This is a genomic window from Robertmurraya sp., from assembly GCF_036676585.1.
Lineage (GTDB): Bacteria > Bacillota > Bacilli > Bacillales > Cytobacillaceae > Robertmurraya_A.
On the sequence record NZ_JAKFCQ010000026.1, the window covers coordinates 1 to 18,388 of the forward strand.

General features: G+C 38.7%; 19 protein-coding genes. 2 read left to right on the forward strand and 17 right to left on the reverse strand.

Features of this window, described 5'->3' with window-relative positions; translation table 11 throughout:
• The 10 genes from ACGLXV_RS02650 to ACGLXV_RS02695 all read right to left on the reverse strand — a co-directional run.
• On the reverse strand, positions 1-758 hold a 758-nt coding region (locus tag ACGLXV_RS02650; protein WP_391557374.1), incomplete at its 3' end, for a KamA family radical SAM protein.
• Between the two features lie 317 nt (positions 759-1,075).
• The gene (locus tag ACGLXV_RS02655; RefSeq protein ID WP_391557375.1) at positions 1,076-2,476 is read right to left on the reverse strand and encodes a sigma-54 interaction domain-containing protein; all 1,401 of its coding nucleotides are present in this window, start codon (positions 2,474-2,476) and stop codon (positions 1,076-1,078) included.
• 58 nt (positions 2,477-2,534) lie between these two features.
• A complete protein-coding gene (ablB, locus tag ACGLXV_RS02660; protein ID WP_391557376.1) occupies positions 2,535-3,404 on the reverse strand; it encodes a putative beta-lysine N-acetyltransferase in 870 nt (289 codons plus the stop codon).
• 69 nt (positions 3,405-3,473) lie between these two features.
• A complete protein-coding gene (locus ACGLXV_RS02665) occupies positions 3,474-4,751 on the reverse strand; it encodes a peptidase (RefSeq protein WP_119708833.1) in 1,278 nt (425 codons plus the stop codon).
• A gap of 26 nt (positions 4,752-4,777) precedes the next feature.
• Positions 4,778-5,419 carry a 3-oxoacid CoA-transferase subunit B gene (locus tag ACGLXV_RS02670; RefSeq protein ID WP_119708834.1) on the reverse strand — a complete coding sequence of 214 codons (642 nt, stop codon included), beginning with the start codon at positions 5,417-5,419 and terminating at the stop codon, positions 4,778-4,780.
• Positions 5,404-6,096 (reverse strand): CoA transferase subunit A, encoded by a 693-nt coding sequence (locus ACGLXV_RS02675; protein WP_119708835.1) that lies wholly within the window; start codon positions 6,094-6,096, stop codon positions 5,404-5,406. Before ACGLXV_RS02675 ends, ACGLXV_RS02670 begins: the two co-directional genes overlap by 16 nt.
• A complete protein-coding gene (locus ACGLXV_RS02680; RefSeq protein WP_391557377.1) occupies positions 6,093-7,445 on the reverse strand; it encodes an aspartate aminotransferase family protein in 1,353 nt (450 codons plus the stop codon). Before ACGLXV_RS02680 ends, ACGLXV_RS02675 begins: the two co-directional genes overlap by 4 nt.
• A 158-nt stretch (positions 7,446-7,603) precedes the next feature.
• Positions 7,604-8,578, reverse strand: coding sequence for a S66 family peptidase (locus ACGLXV_RS02685; RefSeq protein WP_391557437.1), 975 nt, complete (start codon positions 8,576-8,578; stop codon positions 7,604-7,606).
• 73 nt (positions 8,579-8,651) lie between these two features.
• Complete coding sequence (locus ACGLXV_RS02690) at positions 8,652-10,118, reverse strand: NAD(P)/FAD-dependent oxidoreductase (protein ID WP_391557378.1); 1,467 nt, start codon at positions 10,116-10,118, stop codon at positions 8,652-8,654.
• A gap of 181 nt (positions 10,119-10,299) precedes the next feature.
• On the reverse strand, positions 10,300-10,461 hold the full coding sequence (locus tag ACGLXV_RS02695) for a YjcZ family sporulation protein (RefSeq protein WP_119708838.1): 162 nt from the start codon (positions 10,459-10,461) through the stop codon (positions 10,300-10,302).
• A 179-nt stretch (positions 10,462-10,640) separates the two neighbouring features.
• Here ACGLXV_RS02695 and ACGLXV_RS02700 point away from each other — a divergent pair, with 179 nt between their 5' ends.
• Complete coding sequence (locus ACGLXV_RS02700) at positions 10,641-11,246, forward strand: DUF502 domain-containing protein (RefSeq protein WP_391557379.1); 606 nt, start codon at positions 10,641-10,643, stop codon at positions 11,244-11,246.
• Between the two features lie 28 nt (positions 11,247-11,274).
• On the opposite strand, the gene msrB is transcribed toward ACGLXV_RS02700, so the two are convergent.
• From msrB to rsgA, 3 genes are all read right to left on the reverse strand, one after another.
• A complete protein-coding gene (gene msrB / locus ACGLXV_RS02705; protein WP_391557380.1) occupies positions 11,275-11,703 on the reverse strand; it encodes a peptide-methionine (R)-S-oxide reductase MsrB in 429 nt (142 codons plus the stop codon).
• On the reverse strand, positions 11,700-12,227 hold the full coding sequence (gene msrA / locus ACGLXV_RS02710; protein ID WP_119708841.1) for a peptide-methionine (S)-S-oxide reductase MsrA: 528 nt from the start codon (positions 12,225-12,227) through the stop codon (positions 11,700-11,702). The genes msrB and msrA overlap by 4 nt, the downstream gene beginning before the upstream one ends.
• 119 nt (positions 12,228-12,346) lie before the next feature.
• Positions 12,347-13,402 carry a ribosome small subunit-dependent GTPase A gene (gene rsgA / locus ACGLXV_RS02715; protein ID WP_240390589.1) on the reverse strand — a complete coding sequence of 352 codons (1,056 nt, stop codon included), beginning with the start codon at positions 13,400-13,402 and terminating at the stop codon, positions 12,347-12,349.
• A gap of 294 nt (positions 13,403-13,696) precedes the next feature.
• On the opposite strand from rsgA, the gene ACGLXV_RS02720 reads away from it, so the two are divergent.
• Positions 13,697-14,467, forward strand: coding sequence for a DUF4397 domain-containing protein (locus tag ACGLXV_RS02720; protein WP_119708842.1), 771 nt, complete (start codon positions 13,697-13,699; stop codon positions 14,465-14,467).
• A gap of 21 nt (positions 14,468-14,488) precedes the next feature.
• Here the strand turns inward: ACGLXV_RS02720 and ACGLXV_RS02725 are convergent, their stop codons facing one another.
• The 4 genes from ACGLXV_RS02725 to ACGLXV_RS02740 all read right to left on the reverse strand — a co-directional run bounded on the left by ACGLXV_RS02725 (position 14,489) and on the right by ACGLXV_RS02740 (position 18,251).
• The gene (locus tag ACGLXV_RS02725; RefSeq protein WP_391557381.1) at positions 14,489-15,064 is read right to left on the reverse strand and encodes a YpmS family protein; all 576 of its coding nucleotides are present in this window, start codon (positions 15,062-15,064) and stop codon (positions 14,489-14,491) included.
• A complete protein-coding gene (locus tag ACGLXV_RS02730) occupies positions 15,057-15,890 on the reverse strand; it encodes an SGNH/GDSL hydrolase family protein (protein ID WP_391557382.1) in 834 nt (277 codons plus the stop codon). Before ACGLXV_RS02730 ends, ACGLXV_RS02725 begins: the two co-directional genes overlap by 8 nt.
• An 84-nt stretch (positions 15,891-15,974) precedes the next feature.
• Entirely contained in the window at positions 15,975-16,553 is a 579-nt protein-coding gene (locus tag ACGLXV_RS02735; protein WP_119708843.1) for an SCO family protein, read from the reverse strand.
• An 84-nt stretch (positions 16,554-16,637) separates the two neighbouring features.
• Complete coding sequence (locus tag ACGLXV_RS02740) at positions 16,638-18,251, reverse strand: ATP-binding protein (protein WP_119708844.1); 1,614 nt, start codon at positions 18,249-18,251, stop codon at positions 16,638-16,640.
• Positions 18,252-18,388 lie beyond the last annotated feature (137 nt).

Genomic DNA, 18,388 nt, shown 5'->3' on the forward strand with positions numbered 1-18,388 from the left:
GCCTTTTTAGATTCCTCTGTAATTTCAATTGATGTATTAAAGTGAGTATTCAACCAAACTGGGTGGTACTTTTTTAAGATATTACACAAATTTTCTGTGATTCGCTGTGGAAATACAACTGGTGCTCTAGTACCTATTCTTATGATTTCAACATGATCTATCTCTCTTAAGTTCTTTAAGATATATTCAAGTACATTATCATTGATCAAAAGTCCATCTCCACCAGAAATGAGAACATCTCTTATTTGTGGCGTATTTCTAATATAACTGATTGCCCCGTCCAATTGCTTTTTCGGAACTCCCATTCCGATTTGACCGGAAAAGCGGCGTCTCGTACAGTAGCGACAATACATCGAGCATTGGTTTGTCACGAGGAATAACACTCGATCTGGATAACGATGTGTCAAACCAGGTGTTGGGGAATCTTCATCTTCGTGGAGAGGATCCTCCAGATCGTATCTTGTTTTAACAATCTCTTTCGAAATAGGAACAGACTGCATTCTAATCGGACATCTTGGATCATCTGGATTCATTAACGATGCATAATATGGAGTTATATTAAGCGGAATGGTTTTTGTTGAGATTTTAACTCCTTCTTCTTCGTCAGGGGTTAGGTTAATAACTTTTCGTAAATCATCCAATGTTCGAATCGTATTGGTCAGTTGCCAAATCCAATCATTCCACTGCTCCTCCGTAACATCCTTCCAAAGCTCTATCGAAGACCAATGACGATCTGGTTTATATAATGAATGTTTCATTTTTCATTCCTCCCTAACATGCTTTACATAAACCATGCAAGTTTTGTGCCAAAACTTAATAACCGGGGGCGCTGTTTTGAAGGAGCCTCAGTTACCGTAAAGCTCAATTTTTCTCTCCTACGGGCATTGAAACTCCTGTTCAGTTACCGTAAAGCTCCATTTCTCTCTTCTACAGGCACTGAAACTCCTGTTCAGTTACCGCAAAGCTTTATTTTTCTCTTCTATGGGCACTGAAACTCCTATTCAGTTACCATTCAACCTCTTTTTTCTCTCTCCATGGGGATCTACATCTTAATTTCCATACAAAAAGGTGCCGATTATTCGGCACCTTGCAATTCGTACTTTTGAATTTTGTATTGAAGGGTTTGTCTTGGGATTTTCAGTACTTTTGCGGCTTGCTTTATATTTCCACTTGTTTGCTCAAGGGCAGCGCAAATCATATTCTTTTCAAACTCCTCTATTTGTTCCTTTAGAGAGTAACTTTGGATGACTTTCCTAGAAACAGAGGCATTTCCTTTCAGCATCGCAGGTAGATGTTCCATACCCAAACTTGTATCTTCACAAACATTCATCATATACTCGATCGTATGCTTGAGCTCCCGTACATTCCCTGGCCAATCGTAGGAGTGAAATATGGTCATAACTTCAGTAGACACACCTTGTATATTTTTTTGAAGAACTCCATTATAGTGATCGAGAAATTTATTCGATAAAAATTTAATGTCTTCTGGTCTTTTCCGGAGCGGCATTAGCTCAAATGTTAATACATTTAACCGGTAAAAGATATCCGTTCTTATCAGCTTTTCTTCCAGTGCTTTTCTCGGATGGACATTCATTGCAGCGATCACCCGAACGTCTACCTGTACACTTTTCGAGGAACCAATACGCCGAATCATTCCGTCTTCAAGAACACGTAATAGCTTTGCTTGCAAATCAATTGGCATGGCATGAAGCTCATCCAAAAACAGCGTCCCTCCATCCGCAAGCTCAAACAATCCAGGTCGGTCAACTGCTCCCGTATAACTCCCTTTTGCTGTACCAAAAAGAATACTCTCGAGTAATGTTTCTGGAATGGCAGCGCAATTTTGAACAATAAAAGGGGCATTTCTTCGAACAGAGGCATCGTGTATCCCTTGAACAAATAATTCTTTCCCTGTACCACTTTCTCCATAAACTAATATCGATGATTGCGATTTTGCTAGCTTATAAGCTTCTTTTTTTAATTGAAGAAACTCATTGTTTTCTGTTAGTAAATCATCAAAGGTATACTTAACGGTGCTTTTGCTTTTTTTCTTTGGATTCATCACTTGTTTTTCTTTTTGTAAATCCAATAATTGTTCAGACAGTCTTTTTATGCTGGAATAATCCTTTGCTATTTCCATCGCACCAAAAAAATCGCCGTGTACACAAATAGGAATTGTTGAGTTGATCGTTTCAATCTTTTTTCCATGAATATTGGAATAAGATTGAGCCACATTCACAATTTCTTTTCTAGACTTCAGTACTCTTAATAACGTGCTCGTCTTTTCAGTTAACGATGGAAACACTTCCAATAACGGCTTCCCTATTACTTCACCCACCGTTAATCCATCGTGTTGGGCGGCCACCTCGTTATAAAAAATCGTCTTGCCGTTTAGATCCACAACGTGAATTCCCTCATCAACGCCCTTTAAGATTTCCGTCACTACTTCGATGGAAATACTGCTTGTTTCAAACATCGTCATCACCCACCTAAAGCATATATATGCCTATGTGCCGAAAAACTGTCACTTTATATTAATTTTCGGCAGCTTGGTAGGTGGATAAATTTTTCACCCAAACATTCATGTCTTCCAGCTTATCAAAAATGTAACAATTGTTCACTAACCGTCCTCGGTATTGATAGCCTAATTGGTGGAGAACGGCATTCATGCCAAAGGAAAGCGACCTTGCTATAGAGTAGGAACAATAGATTTGTTGTTCAAATAAGTCTTCTTCAAGCTTTTTCAAAAGGATCTTCATTAATCCAAATTTTCGGTGTTCCTTCTTAGTCGCGCAATCCGTTAATTCTGCGTTACGAAACAAGGAATTCACTTCAGCAGATGCGGCACTAATCATTTCATGATGATACATAAATGCATAGTAGATGGTACCTTCTTTCATTGTCTTTTTCACATATTCCGGATCATGCAGGGGAGTGGGATAAATTTGAAATACCTCTCGATACAAATCCGAAAGCATTTCCGCTTCCTTCTCACCCACTTTCATAATCTTGTAATCTGCTGGTGGCATAATCACTTGTGACGACCTCTTTAGATGCTGGACAGAAGCAATGATATCTTCTTCCACTTGAAGATGAGCGGTAAAAGCTCTGTCCGGCTCAAGGTATTTACAAAAAAAATATCCATCCGATCCTAAAAAATACCCATCTATGATCGCTTCATTCCTATATCCCTTTTCTAAAAATATTTTGTAGTCCTCAAATTTTCCTTTCATAATTATTTTTTCACTATTCGCCTGTTTTGCAAGCTCTTCAGTAGTTTGGATGACGAGGTAGGGGTCCCCCACATAATGATCCACTCGTACACGTTTATTAAAAACATCCATGTAAACTTCGAATCGAATCCCACTTTCCTCAACTGTACGATAAGCTGGCAACTGATTCATCGTATCTCCTCCTAAAGGGAAAGCCCGACCAAATACTTGGTCAGACTTTCTTCATTATTTCTATACAATCTATGAATCACTTCCACTTACTTCACACCAATTCAGGATGGTAGTAGCAATGATATCAGCACTGGTAAATAAATCTTCTAAAACAATATATTCGTTCGCATCATGAGCGACCTCTGTTACGCCTGGACCGAAAATTACCACTGGAATATCTCCAATTTTTGATAGTACTCCTCCATCTGTACCCCATGGGGAAGCTTCAATAACAGGGGAAGATCCCATAACTTCTCTATAGGATGACTCAAGAGTAGTAAGTAACGGATGTTCTATTTCTAAATCGCCGGGGATCCACCTTCCACCAAACCACTCAACCTTGGTTGGATAGTCTTTAAACCAAATGTCCTTCTTTTCGAGCTCCTGCAATGAATGTTCTAGTTCAGCCTGGACGGCAGACATTTTTTCGTCTGGTGCTACACCAATTCTTCCCTCTATTATACAAATATCTGGAACGGAGGATGGCCAATCCCCGCTATGAATCTTCCCGATATTTATCGGGATGGGAATGGGTATATTTTTATATAATGGATCTACAATTCTACTATTCCGAACCTTTTCTAGCTCATTCAACTGATTGATCACCAATATTCCCTTTTCAATTGCATTTACCCCTTCATACCTAGTACCCCCATGTGCTGAGCGTCCTTTAACAGTCACACGAAACCACATAGAGCCTTGCTGCTTTGGAAAGATTTTCAGATTTGTAGGCTCAGGAATAATCGCTCCATCCGCCAGATATCCCCTTAGCACGGCGGCCAAGGTTCCCGCACCCCCACTTTCTTCTTCTATCACACTCTGGAAAATGATATCACCTTTCAGCTGTATCTCTGCAGCAATAATCGCTTCCATCGCAAGAAGAAGGGCCACCGTTCCTCCCTTCATGTCTGTGGACCCACGACCATATAATCTTCCCTCTTCGATTAAGCCACTAAAAGGGTCATCCTTCCACTCAGCCAAGTTATTTTCTGGCACCACATCAATATGACCGTTTAGAATTAATGATTTACCGTTTCCAGTACCCTTCAAAACACCAACAACATTCGGATTCCCAGTATAATCCTTTCGATCCGAGCAGTAAGCAGGATGGTTCATAAGGGTCTTATCACCAATCTCCCAAATATCGAGCTGAAGACCTAGTTCTCTGCACTTTTCAATAATTATTGCTTGAGCAGCAGCTTCCTTCCCCCTTACACTTCCCTCTTGTACAAGCTTTTGAAGAAGTCTAGTTGCATGTACGCGATTCCTTTTAATCCACTTTCTAACTTTGCGAAGCTCCTCTTCCATCCCTCTTCGCCCCTTTATCTATTGTGTTACTTACAAAAAAATGAACAATTGGTACACTCTCGAACTTGATCCAATGTATATGGTTGAAAAACCTCACTTAAAACTAAACCTTTATCAGTCACATGAAAGACGGCCATATCCGTGATAATCATATCCACACATGCCCGAGAGGTTAATGGAAAAGAGCATTCTTTTACAATTTTGCTATTTCCCGCTTTATCCGTATGGTTCATTAATACGATCACCTTCTGCGCTTTCTGTGCAAGTTCCATCGCACCGCCCATACCAGGTATTTTTTTACCCGGAACAATCCAGTTCGCTAAATCTCCTTTTTCACTTACCTGCAATGCTCCTAAAATGGTGATATCCACGATTCCCCTACGTATCATTCCAAATGCAATGACACTATCACAATAAGAACCACCACTAACTAAACTAACCGGGTATCCTCCAGCATTACAAAGGTTTTCATCCTCTTCCCCATGTTCTGGTGAAGGCCCCATCCCAACGATTCCATTCTCCGCATGAAACATGACATTTATTTCTGATGGAAGATGATTCGGAACAAGCGAGGGAATGCCTATCCCTAAATTGACCACCATGCCTTCTTTGATTTCTGCCGCAGCTCTTTTGGCCATTTGATCACGGATACCTATTCCCATACCCATTTCCAGTTCACCCCTTCCGTCGGTACAATATAATTGACAAACACTCCAGGTGTGACGATTTCATCCGGATGAAGTTCACCCACTTCAACGATTTCCTCCACCTCTGCGATCGTAATATCTCCAGCCATTGCTACCAATGGATTGGTATTTCTTGCACTTTTATCATAAATAAGGTTGCCATATTCATCTGCCTTCTTCGCATAGACAATCGATATAGGCGCACTTAATGCTGTCTCTAGTAAATAACTTTTTCCCTCTAACACCACTTTCTCTTTATTGGTTGACACAAAGTCACTGTCCATTCCAATATCAGTTAGAAAAGCTGGAATTCCTACGCCACCCGCTCTAATTCTCTCTACTAACGTTCCTTGAGGTGAAAATTCGACTTCAAGAGTTCCCTCTGTCATTAGTTGCCCTGCAACAGGATTGGAACCAATATGAGAAGCAATGACTTTTTTTACTCGCCCGTTTGCTACAAGCCTCCCAATCCCTATATGTGGAAATCCGGTATCATTTCCAATAAGTGTTAAATCCTTAATCCCTTTATTGAGCATTCCTTCAATAATAGATGGCGGAGAACCAACCCCACCAAAACCACCAAACATAATTGTTCCACCGTCATGAAATAAATCTAATACTTTTTCTACAGTGGTAATCTTATTGAAGCGATTTTTCATGATTTACCTCCCCCCTCTAAATATTCATTGGAAAAGTCTAGGAAGGTTTTACGCAGAAGAATTAGTAATTCATCGATCTCGTCCTTAGAAATCGTCAGGGGCGGAGCAAGGATAATAGCATCTCCATGAATTCCGTCAAGCCCAGCAGCTGAAGGGTAAAGCAGTAAGCCATTGTTAGCCCCGAGCTGAATCATTTTATTTGTTACTTGATCTCCTCTTGGAAAAGGCTCTTTATTTTCTACCGATTGAACAAATTCAATCCCGATTAACAATCCTTTACCCCGAATATCTCCAATAAATGAAAATTCTTCTTTTATTTCTTGTAAATGATGAAATAAATAAAAGCCCTTCAATTCAACTTGCTCTATAATTCTATTATTTTGTAAATATTCCATGACTGCTAGTGAAACCGCGCATGATTGTGGGTTCGCACTTAGGGTGTGACCACTCATTACACTTTTTGTTCCAGCCAAGATTGGTTCCATCACTTTGTCACTCACTAAAGCAGCAGCAATAGGTGCATAACCTGCTCCCATTCCTTTGCCAAGCGCGACTATATCTGGCTCCACTCCCCAGTGCTCACAAGCTAGCATTTTGCCTGTCCGGCCAAATCCAGTCATTACTTCATCTGCGATAAAAAGAATATGATGTCGATCACATATTTCTTTTATTACTTTATAATAACCAACTGGCGGTGATATTGCCCCACCCGCGGCCCCAATCACCGGCTCTGCGATAAAAGCAGCAATTTGGTCTGCTCCTATTTTTTCAATCACATTTTCTAGTTCAGTTGCACAGGCAAACTTACAGGAGGTGGGCTCTAAGTTATATGGACAACGGTAACAATAAGGAGGTTGTATGGCGGGAAAATCCTCAAGTAGAGGGACAAATCTTGCTCTCCTCAACGTATGACCTGACATCGATAATGCACCAAGCGTGATACCATGATAACTAACCCATCGAGAAAGGACTTTATTTTTCGTTTTAACCCCTTTTTCCTGCCAATGCTGAATTGCTATTTTCATAGCCGTCTCTGTTGCTTCTGAGCCACTATTTACAAAAAAACTCCAGTTCAAAGCCCCAACACATTGTTCAGCAATTTTTCTAGCAAGTGCTTCCGCTACTTCACTAGTAAATTGCGATCGGTAGACAAAGGACACCCGTGTAGCTTGTTGAACCATCGCATCGATAATTTCCGGTACACCATGACCAATATTGGCTGTTACCGCACCAGATGAAGCATCGACATACCTCTTCCCTTCCTTGTCATATAAATAAATGCCCTTCCCATAATCTATTGTTGGATATACCGCATCAAGCAGCGGTTTAATTAAATATGAATGCTCCATTTGACTCCCCCGTTCATACAAGCGTAAGCGATGCCTTATAAGATTGTATGAGTAAGAAGTGGAAATCTTTCTTTGCAAACTGGTTTTTAGTGCCTAATTCATGTTTTCTAGAAACAAAAAGGAACCAAACAAATTAATATGGCTCCTTCTAACTCCTATTATTGATCTATTTGTATGAAGCAGCTGCCTTCCTTCGCTTCAATGGTTGCTTTACCACCAATTGGAATGGTGGCTATGGGACTGACATGTCCAAAGTTTACATTTGCGATAACCGGTATGTGAGAAATCTCCCTCTTTGAGGAAATTATTTTACGTAATGCTTCCTCTGTCACCTGTGAATCCTTTTGAAATCTTCCAATTAGTATGGCTTGGATGTCTTCGGCACCAGATAAATGTAAAACCGATTGTAAATCTCGGTCAAAGGTAAGAGCATGCGACTCGTAGTCATCTTCAATAAACAAGATACTTCCTTTGAGGGAAGGCATAAATTCGGTGCCCTGAAGCAGATTCAAGGTACACAGATTACCTCCAATAAGTGTACCTTCTGCGTTTCCTTCTTGTAGAACTAGGTACTCCTTTTGCTCATGAAAATGGCGATCCTCTTGGTCTAAATACCAAGGATCATCACTCCAAAACTCTGATGGAAATACCTCATAAGGCGCATCATTTGTAACCGCTTGGATAAAGGAATCCATTGTATATTCAAAACCATGCTTCATTCCAAAGGAAGAAAAATGTGGACCGGAGTAGGTAACCAACCCCGTCTTTTGATAGATAGATAAATTTAAAGCGGTAATATCACTATAACCGATAAGCACCTTAGGATTATTTTTTATGATGTTAAAATCTATATATTTAAGCAGTTGATTCGCGTTATAACCGCCTATTGCTGTAAAAATCCCTTTTACGTTCTGATCAAGAAATGCGTTATGCAAATCTTCTATCCGCTCCTCGATGCTGGTACTAAAAAACTCATCGTGTGTATGTACATGTTTTCCAAACGTTACATGAAAGCCTAATGCTTCTAATCGACTTTTTGATATATCCACCTGTTTTTCCTTTAATATGGCCATACTTCTTGAAGGTGATATGACTCTAACCTCATCACCTGGTTGTAACCGCCGTGGAATCATCCCCACCACAATCCATCCCCCTTTATAAATAATCGATAAAAAGGACCTGCCATCTTTTGACAGGTCCATCTTATTATACCAAAACTGGTTCCGTGTTTGTTCTTTTAGTTGATTTCTCAATGATATCCCTAGCAATCCAAACGCCACACGCACTAGCTTGAGCCAACCCACGAGTGATCCCTGCTCCATCTCCACCAACATAAAGTCCACTAATTTCCGTTTCAAAACGATCATTTAACTTTGGTCGTGCGGAGTAAAACTTCGCTTCCACACCGTAGAATAATGTGTGCTCAGAAGCAAGACCTGGCGATACATGATTTAGCGCTTCTGTCATTTCAATTAAACTCTTCAGTGTATTATATGGAAGCACTAACCCTAGATCTCCCGGTACTGCTTCTTTAAGTGTCGGCTCTAAAAAGCCCTCTTTAATACGCTTTTCAGTGGAACGGCGTCCATTTAAAATATCTCCGTACTTTTGAACAATTAGTCCACCGTTAGATAAACTATTGGCTAGCCTAGAAATTTCATGTGCGTACTCATTTGGCTTATCAAAAGGATCTGAGAAGGTGTGAGATACAAGTAAAGCAAAGTTCGTATTTGGGCTACCTAATTTAGGGTCCTTGTAAGCATGACCGTTCGCTAACATGATTCCAGAGTGATTCTCAACAACGACATGGCCTGAAGGATTGCTACAGAAGGTTCTTACGCGGGTACCAACCGAAGTATTAAACGTAAATTTCCCTTCATACAAGTGCTCATTAATTTCTTCCATGACAATATTTGATGTTTCTACACGAACACCAATATCGACTTGATTATTAATCATTTTTAGACGTCTTGATTTTAATAGCTTAGCCAGCCATACCGAACCGTCGCGTCCTGGTGCAACCACCACTTTTTCAGCAGATAAGCTTTCCCCAGCTTTTAATTTAATTCCAGTTACCTTATGACCATCTGGCGTTTTTTCTGTGATTAAGTCCTCAACTTCTGCCTTGTAAACCATATCAATCTTTATTTTTAAGTATTCGTAAATACTTTGAAGGATTTGTAGGTTTTGTTCTGTTCCTAAGTGTCTTACTTGAGCACGAAGAAGCTTTAAGCCAGCAGCATATCCACGTCTCTCGATATCTCTAACTTTATCAGTTAAAGGATCAGTGATGCTTTCTGTCGCTCCGTGGTCAAGGTTGATCCGGTCCACGTAATTTATTAAATCAACAACCTGTGAATCTGGTAAATAATCCGTCATCCAGCCACCAAACTCACTTGTTATATTAAACTTTCCATCTGAGTATGCACCAGCTCCCCCAAATCCATTGGTAATAGAACACGCAGGTAGACACCCAGCAAATTCCTTCCTACCAGCTGCTGGTGGGCATTTATCGATTTTTTTTTGTAAAATGGGACAATTTCTTTTATATATGTCGTGACCTTTATCAATTAATAATATGGATGCTTCTGGCATTTTTAATGTAAGTTCATAACATGTAAAAATCCCAGCTGGACCTGCTCCAACAACGATAACATCATAATTTGTTTTCAAGGTATTCCCTCCGAGGCTACTATCTATATTCGCATTTCCATTAACCATGTGTAAATATACCAAATATAGATTATTCAGTCAACAATAAATACGAACAATTTTTAAAAACATAAAAATAATGTTCGTATTTTTACTATATAAACAAAAGCTCGAGCAACTATCACTCGAGCTTTTGTTTATATTAGCATCCTTTTCCGTAGAAACTAGCCCCGATGATGATGAGTAGAATGAAAAGGACAACGATTAATGCAAAACCGCCACCATATCCACATCCAACTGGCGAAACTGCTGTAGGGTACCCGTAACCAGGGTAACAAGGGTCACATCCATGTCCGTAATGCATATGTTTATACCTCCTAATTAAGCTTTCCTTTTACAATATTTACAATATGTAGTAGGTTCTTGTCCCGCATGTGTATATGCCCATTTTTCTCGAAAAAGTTTAGGCGGACAGTGTATCTCTTGTCAAAAGCGAATAAACATTGTAATGTTTTTATATTAAGAGGTTAGGAGTTATATAAAATGAAAAGTATATTAAAGAGCTTTGTGAATGGTATTTTAACGATTGTACCAATCATACTCGTGGTTTACGTAACATATAAAACCTTCATGTTTTTAGATGGACTATTAGGTGGGTTCCTGAAGCAGTACTTTAAAGAGTCGTACGTTCCAGGTATCGGAATTTTGGCAACGTTAGTGTTAATTACCATTTTAGGTTTTTTATCTACGAAGTTTGTAACGGGTACCATCTTCCGAATCATTGACAGGTTATTAGAGAAAATTCCTTTCGTGAAAACCGTATATTCGGTTATAAAAGATACTGTCCATTCCTTCTTAGGTGAGAAAAAATCCTTCTCAAAGGTGGCACTTGTAACCGTTCCTGGCACAAATATGAAAAGCCTTGGGTTTGTTACAGCAGAGGATCTTGATGTTTTTTACGAACCGTTAAGTGATTATATCGCTGTGTACGTCCCTCAAACCTTTCAAGTGGCTGGATTCACCTTTTTAATCAAAAAAGAGGATGTTGAATTTATCGATGTTAAGCCAGAAGATGCGATGAAATTTATCCTTTCTGGGGGCATGACCTCGAAGAAAACAACATTGATGGAAGCTCAAAAAGAAAGGTAAAAGCCGCATATGGCTTTTACCTTTTGTATTATGAAAATAAAACTTTATACTTACCGTATCCTTTTTCATCCAGTTCCTTAACGGGAATAAATTGAAGTGCTGCAGAGTTGATACAGTACCTTAGCTTCGTCGGACCTGGTCCATCATCAAACACATGACCAAGATGAGAATCTGCAGATTTACTTCGGACTTCTGTACGAACCATAAAATGACTGCGATCCATTTGTTCTATAATTTCTTCCTCGTCAATAGGCTTTGTAAAACTTGGCCATCCACATCCCGCATCATATTTATCCTTCGAGCTAAAAAGCGGCTTTCCTGAAACAATATCTACATAAATACCATCACCAAACTGATCCCAATATTCATTTCGAAACGGCGGCTCCGTCCCATTTCTTTGGGTCACCTCATATTGCATAGGAGTTAATCTCTCTTTTAAATCTCCTTCTTTTGTCATTGGTCATCCCCCCAAGCTTTCTTAATAAAGGCAGCACGCCCAGACCCCTCAGAATATCTTCCATATCGTACTGGGTTCTTTTTATAAAATTGTTGATGATAATCTTCAGCGGTATAAAATTCTTTTGCCGGTAAAATTTTTGTCGCGATAGGCTTTGAAAAACGACCACTTTGCGCTAATTCTAGCTTAGATTGTTCAGCTAACACCCTTTGTTCTTCGTCATGATAAAAGATTGCCGTTTCATACGATTGCCCTCGATCATAAAACTGGCCACCCGGATCGGTTGGATCAATTTGTTGCCAGTATACGCTTAAAAGCTTTTCATAAGAAAATATTTCAGGATCATACGTAATTTGTACAGCCTCGTAATGCCCAGTTGTTTCTCGGCATACCTCTTCATACGTAGGGTTTTCCTTATGTCCCCCTGTATAGCCACTGATGACAGAAATAATTCCAGGCTGTTCATCAAACGGCTTTACCATACACCAAAAGCATCCACCAGCAAATGTCGCAAGTTTCTCCATAAGGCACCTCTTTTCAAATGACTCACACATATATAGAGTATTTCATTAAGACTTTCAATGCAAACAAGGAGCTTACATACAGTAAAAAAACCCCTTTTAAAAAGAGGTTTTTGTAAGAATCACCGTTTTTGTTTCATTTGTTTATTAATCTTTTTCCACTTTTTCTTTTCATCTGATTGAGCTCTTTTATCAAGCTTACGATCCAGATAGGCCAGTTCTTTTTCCAACTTCTTGAAGCTTTGTAAGCGGCCTAGATCCATTACCCCTTCTTCAATTGCAGCGGTAACTGCACAACCAGGCTCATCCTCATGCTTACAGTCTCTATATCTACAATGACTACTAAGCTCTTGAATATCAGAGAAGCTCTCAGCCATACCAGTTCCGCCTTCCCAAAGCTGGATTTCTCTCATACCTGGCGTATCAATTAATAAAGATCCGTTCGGTAAAACAACAAGTTCTCTGTGGGTTGTTGTATGACGTCCCTTATCATCAGCATCTCTTATACTTTGAATTTTTTGCTTTTCGGCCCCAAGTAAATAATTGGTGAGTGTGGACTTACCGACTCCTGACGAACCTAAGAGAGCCACCGTTTTACCGGGCAGCAAATGGATCTCCAGGTCTTCAAAACCGGTACCTGCCACCGCACTTATCACAACAATTGGTACACCTAGCGCAACACTTTCCACTAGTTGTACATTCTTCTGAACATCCGAGCATAAATCTGCTTTTGTTAGAACAATTACCGGATTAGCACCACTTTCCCAAGCTAATAGCAAGTATCTTTCCATACGGCGTAAGTTCAAATCGTCGTTTAGAGAGTTAACCAAGAAAACGGTATCCACATTCGTAGCGACAATTTGTTCTTCCGTTGCATTTCCTGCTGTCTTTCGAGAAAATTTGCTTTGTCTAGGAAGAATGGCTTGGATAATCCCCTTTCCTTCATCTACACTAGGCTTAATTACCACCCAGTCACCGACTGCAGGATAATCCTCTCTTTTTTCAGCTTGAAAGACAAATTTACCTGAAATCTCACAAAGCAATTCTCCATGCTCTGTTAACACACGATACATATGCTTATGTTCTAATGCAATTCTTCCTACAATCACTTGATTATTATCAAAAGTAGAAAATTCCTGTTCAAAAAAAAGATTATATCCGATTGTTTGTAAATTCAACTTTTATCCTCCTAAAGTACATACTAAAAAACCATAGGCATACACAGCCCATGGTTTTTACCGTACGAAAAGGAATGGATAAACGACCATTATCTAGTAACTGATTGGGCTGTGTGAAATTGACAAGAAACACTATATACAATGCTTGATTTCATCATCACACAACACCACCTTTTATATAATATTTGTATTATAACCCATATTCAGGAATCTGTAAACAAAAAAACAAACATAGGCACCTCTCCCACCTTCAAAGCATATGTTACACTGAATATCCTTTAAGGAGTGAGGGGTTTGTCTGATTATAGAAACCAGGATGACTATTTGCATAAAGCTGCTATGTATGATTTATTAGCACAATATTATAAATACTTAGATCCATCCATGCATATTCACTATTACCAAAAACACATTAGGTATATGACCAAAGCAATGAGTTCCCTTAGAGCCCAATCAGTCGCAAACTACTATCAAAGCAATTCACCCGCTAGAATTCGTGTACTACATGCTTCACCTGATGCACCAAAAGTTGATGTATATATTAATGGAAATCGAATTTTACGCGATTTTTCATTTAAAGAAACTAGCAATTACTTATCATTACCTGCTGGAAAATATCAAGTAGACATATATCCTGCAGGAGACATGGTATCAACCGTTCTAAGTAGAAAGGTAACGGTTGAGGCTGGGAAGCAATATACACTTGCCGCTTCTGATATGGTTGAAAAGTTAAAGCTTGTAGTGCTTGACGATAATCCGAGTATTCCGTCCGGTGAAACGAAAGTTCGATTTGTACATCTCTCACCTGATACTCAACCAGTTGATATAGCCGTAAAGAATGGTGATGTTATTTTCCGTAATATTGAGTTCAGACGCTCAAGCGATTATTTAGCCCTGTCTCCATTAACTGTCGATCTTGAGGTAAGAGCTACTGGAACAAAGGATGTCCTACTTCCGTTGCCAGCTCTTTCATTCCAAAGAAATCAAGTATACACACTTGTAGCCGTAGGGCTAAGTAATGGTGAACCATCCATTGAACCTATCATTTTAACGGAGAGAGAATAAAATAGGTGGCCGTTAAGCCACCTATTTTATTGGAACAAGAAGAGTAAACAGTATATTATCTCGTTTTAAATCAAAAGTATTTACTCTTACCTTTGTATCGCTCTTCAGTTTTAGATCATGAAGGTTTACGTACACCTCTTCATCATTCGGTCGAATCGTAATCCAAGAAGGTATATCATAACTATCCCGAATGAATTTCAATACGACTGGAACGGGCAATTGTAGATGCCCGATCGAGATGGTCTTGTGTCTGAGTATCAAATCACCATTATCTAAAGACTCTGGTTCAAAGGTAAGTTTTAATTCCACGTCTTGAGTAAATACCTTCATCGTTCCGTACAATTCCACCTGGTCAGTCAGTGTGACGTTGTATTTGATTCTCTCATTGAGCCCTTGCTCTTCGATATAATGATTGATCAATCTGTTTAAATCGGCTTTGTTTGATTGAACATGAAATTGTACATAATCATCCTGATTGATATCCTTTAAAGCAATTTCTTCATCCTTTGTAGGTAGGAAAATCAAAAAAATCACCCCAACTACAACGATGATATTAAGCATGACTAAAGCTATAAAAAGTTTTTTCCAACTATTCATCAGTGTTTGCCTCATTTCTGGCAGTCGATCTCAACTCATACCGTTCCGTCAATATTCCTAATGCAAGATTTTCGTAAATTCTCACAGCAATTTTTTCGTAACCTAGATCATTAGGATGAAAGTAATCTGTATATAAAAGATTCTCTTCACTTTCCCGAAAAATATCAGCTATATCGACAAAATAAGCCCGTTCATAGTCGGTTAATATCGTCCGACTCGTTATATTCCAATCCTGCATTATCATATCCATCTCTTCTACATCGGGAAACCACTCGTAGAAAGGATTGTACAATCCGATCAAGACAACCGTACCTGAAGGATTTACTTCACGAATCGATTCAATAATGGTTCGAAGATTTTTTTCGAATTGCTTTTTTTCCGTTTCAAATAACTCCAGATCTAAGGTAGAAAAATTTTCTCTTACTACTTTCATCACATCATTTCCGCCAATGGTGATAAGGACCATATCAGCGGTTTTTAATGAATCTTTCACTTCATCTGTCTTTAGTTTACTAATAAGCTGGGATGTTCGATTGCCTCTTACACCGTAGTTAACGATTTCTGCTGTGGTTATCCCTTTCTCTTTTTCTAAATATTCCTTAAGATAAGGCACATAGCCTCCACGGTTTGTACTGTCACCCACACCCTGAGTTAAAGAATCTCCTACGGAAACAATTTGAAAAGGTTGGGAAATAAAATCGATAGGAATAGGTGCTTTGTTTTCTACCGTAGTTTCTCTAAGCTGTATTTGATCTGACTTTTGATTTTGTATATGACTGCAAGAAGAAAGTACAAAGGTAATAACAAGAATAAAGGCCCACCTCACGAAAAACACCCGCCTTTATAGGTTTTTGTATAGTCTATGGTGAAACTGCTTGTCAAATAAACTAAAATAGACCTTATAAAAGGTCTATTGAAGGGCTTTCATATCATTAATAATTTCCTCATAAGGAATTTCATTAAGACCAGTATAATATTTCATAATTTTCCCATCTTGATTAACCAGATAAAAGTCAGTTCCGTGAATAACTTGGTCCTGATTTGTCGGTTTTTTAACTATTGTCTTAAATGAATCCATCGCAAACTCTTCTATATGCGTTTGCTCATATCCAGTAAGGAAATTCCAGTTAGAAAAATCGACCTTGAAATACTCGCCAAATTCTTTTAACACATCTGGTGTATCTACATTAGGATCTACGGAAAAGGAAACAAATTCTACATTTTCAATCCCTTCATCTTTGACCATCTGCTGAAGCTTTTCCATATTATACGTCATTGGAAGACACACGTCCTCACAGTTAGTAAAAATAAAATCCGCCACCCAAATTTTCCCTTCTAGATCCTTTAAACTAAAGGGCTTGCCTTCCTGATTTGTATACGTAAAATCAGCAACCGGCCAATTTTTCGCATCAGGTATCCCATTATTCCCACATGCTGCAAGAATAAATACCATCAGCATACTTACCCATCTAAACATCTTGACCTTCATTTATCCACCTGCATTCATCATTCTTTTCAAGTTTATTCTAGCAAACGAGATAATAAGATGAAAGGGAAAAGAACTAAAATTCCTCTATTCCCTAAATAACGGAAGAATAATTCGAAAAGTGGTTCCCACACCTTTTTGACTTTCAACTTCAATAGTACCCCTCATTCTTTCAATGATTTGATAACAAACCATTAGTCCCATGCCAGTGCCCTTTTCCTTCAAGGAATAAAAAGCCGTTCCTAATCTTTGAAGTTCATCCTCACTCATCCCAATTCCTGTGTCAAAGATTTCAAATATACCAAAGTGACCTTCTTCCCGTACAGACAAACTGAGAGTGCCCCCGTCCTTCATCGCTTCTATCCCATTTTTTAATATATTTATAAGTACCTGCTTTAACTCACTAACATTCCCTTTAATAAAAACATCGCCTGACACGTTCGTTTTCATCCCAATGCTTTTTGACATGAGTGCATACGAATTCATTAAATCCATCACTTTGTGTGCAAGTTCACCGGCATGAACTTTTTCTGAAAATTCCAGGTCTGGCTTCGCTAAAGATAAATATTCATTAATAATTTTCTCGGCACGATTCATTTCTTCAAGCATTAATTTTACGTACATATGCTCTTCTTCACTCAATCCATCTTTTGCTAAAAAGATTTGTAAAAACCCTTTTACTACCGTCATTGGATTACGAATTTCGTGAGCAACGGAAGCAGCTAATTGACCTATGGCATTCATTTTCTCGGCTCGTTGAAGCTCTTTAAGTAATTTTGTTTCTTTAATGATTGTATCCATTTTTCCAATTGCCACTTCAAATGTATGTAATTGTTCTTCCGATACGGCTTGCTTGCTATTTAATGGACTTGAAATGGATAATCTATCAAACAATATGGCTAACTGTTGGGTCATAAAGTTAAACCGTTCATATAATGGGTCAAGATTTGAATTTTTTTTACCACTTAGATGTATATTGAAGTTTCCGACACTTACCTCGTGTAATCCATACAAGATCTCATCAACGGGTTCCATCACATTGTTTAACACATACTTCAGGGTAAAGAATACGATGACTATCGTTATAACAAAGACAACCGTTAAATATAACATCGTTTCTAACTGCGAATTCTTGATAAAAGATGCTTCTGCATCAATGACTAATACCCCGACTACTTTACCTTCTTCATTCTGTATCGGAGCAAACGCAGATAACCACGTGCCAAGATCATCTGTATACACCTTTGTACTAACTACTTTTTTTTCTTCAATAGCTTCCTTCAGAGCGTTGATATGAATGTCCACCGACTTATAAAAAGAAAAAGGTTTTAGTCCCTCGTAACTATTCGATACAACCGTGGCATATATTCCTTTATCTTCATTTATTGAAGTAGCTACAATTCCACTATGAAAATAGGAAGAGTTCCTCTCGTTAATTAAGTTAACCTGTTGTTGCAGTCTCTTTACCGCAGGATCATTCGGGTCCTTTAACATAATGGTTTTCTCTACATCATCAGGAGACACAACCGCTGTCCACAACGTTGATAGTCCCTCAACACGCTCCGTCAATTGCTCTATTTCCTTTTTTGTCTGTAGAGCATAACTAAAACTTGAGATCATAAAAATCACAACAAACGTAATAAAAAATGAAAAAAATAAAACTTGCTTGTATAAAGAAAGATGCCTGATCCATTTTTTCATACATACACCGTTCCCTTTTTATTGGGTCTCACTCCCTTTTTATTCGACATCACTATCCAAAATCCTTGTCTTTCCTCCATATTTTTATAAATTCTTTACATAGCGTTTAAAATTTGTCGAACAAATAAAAAAACCTG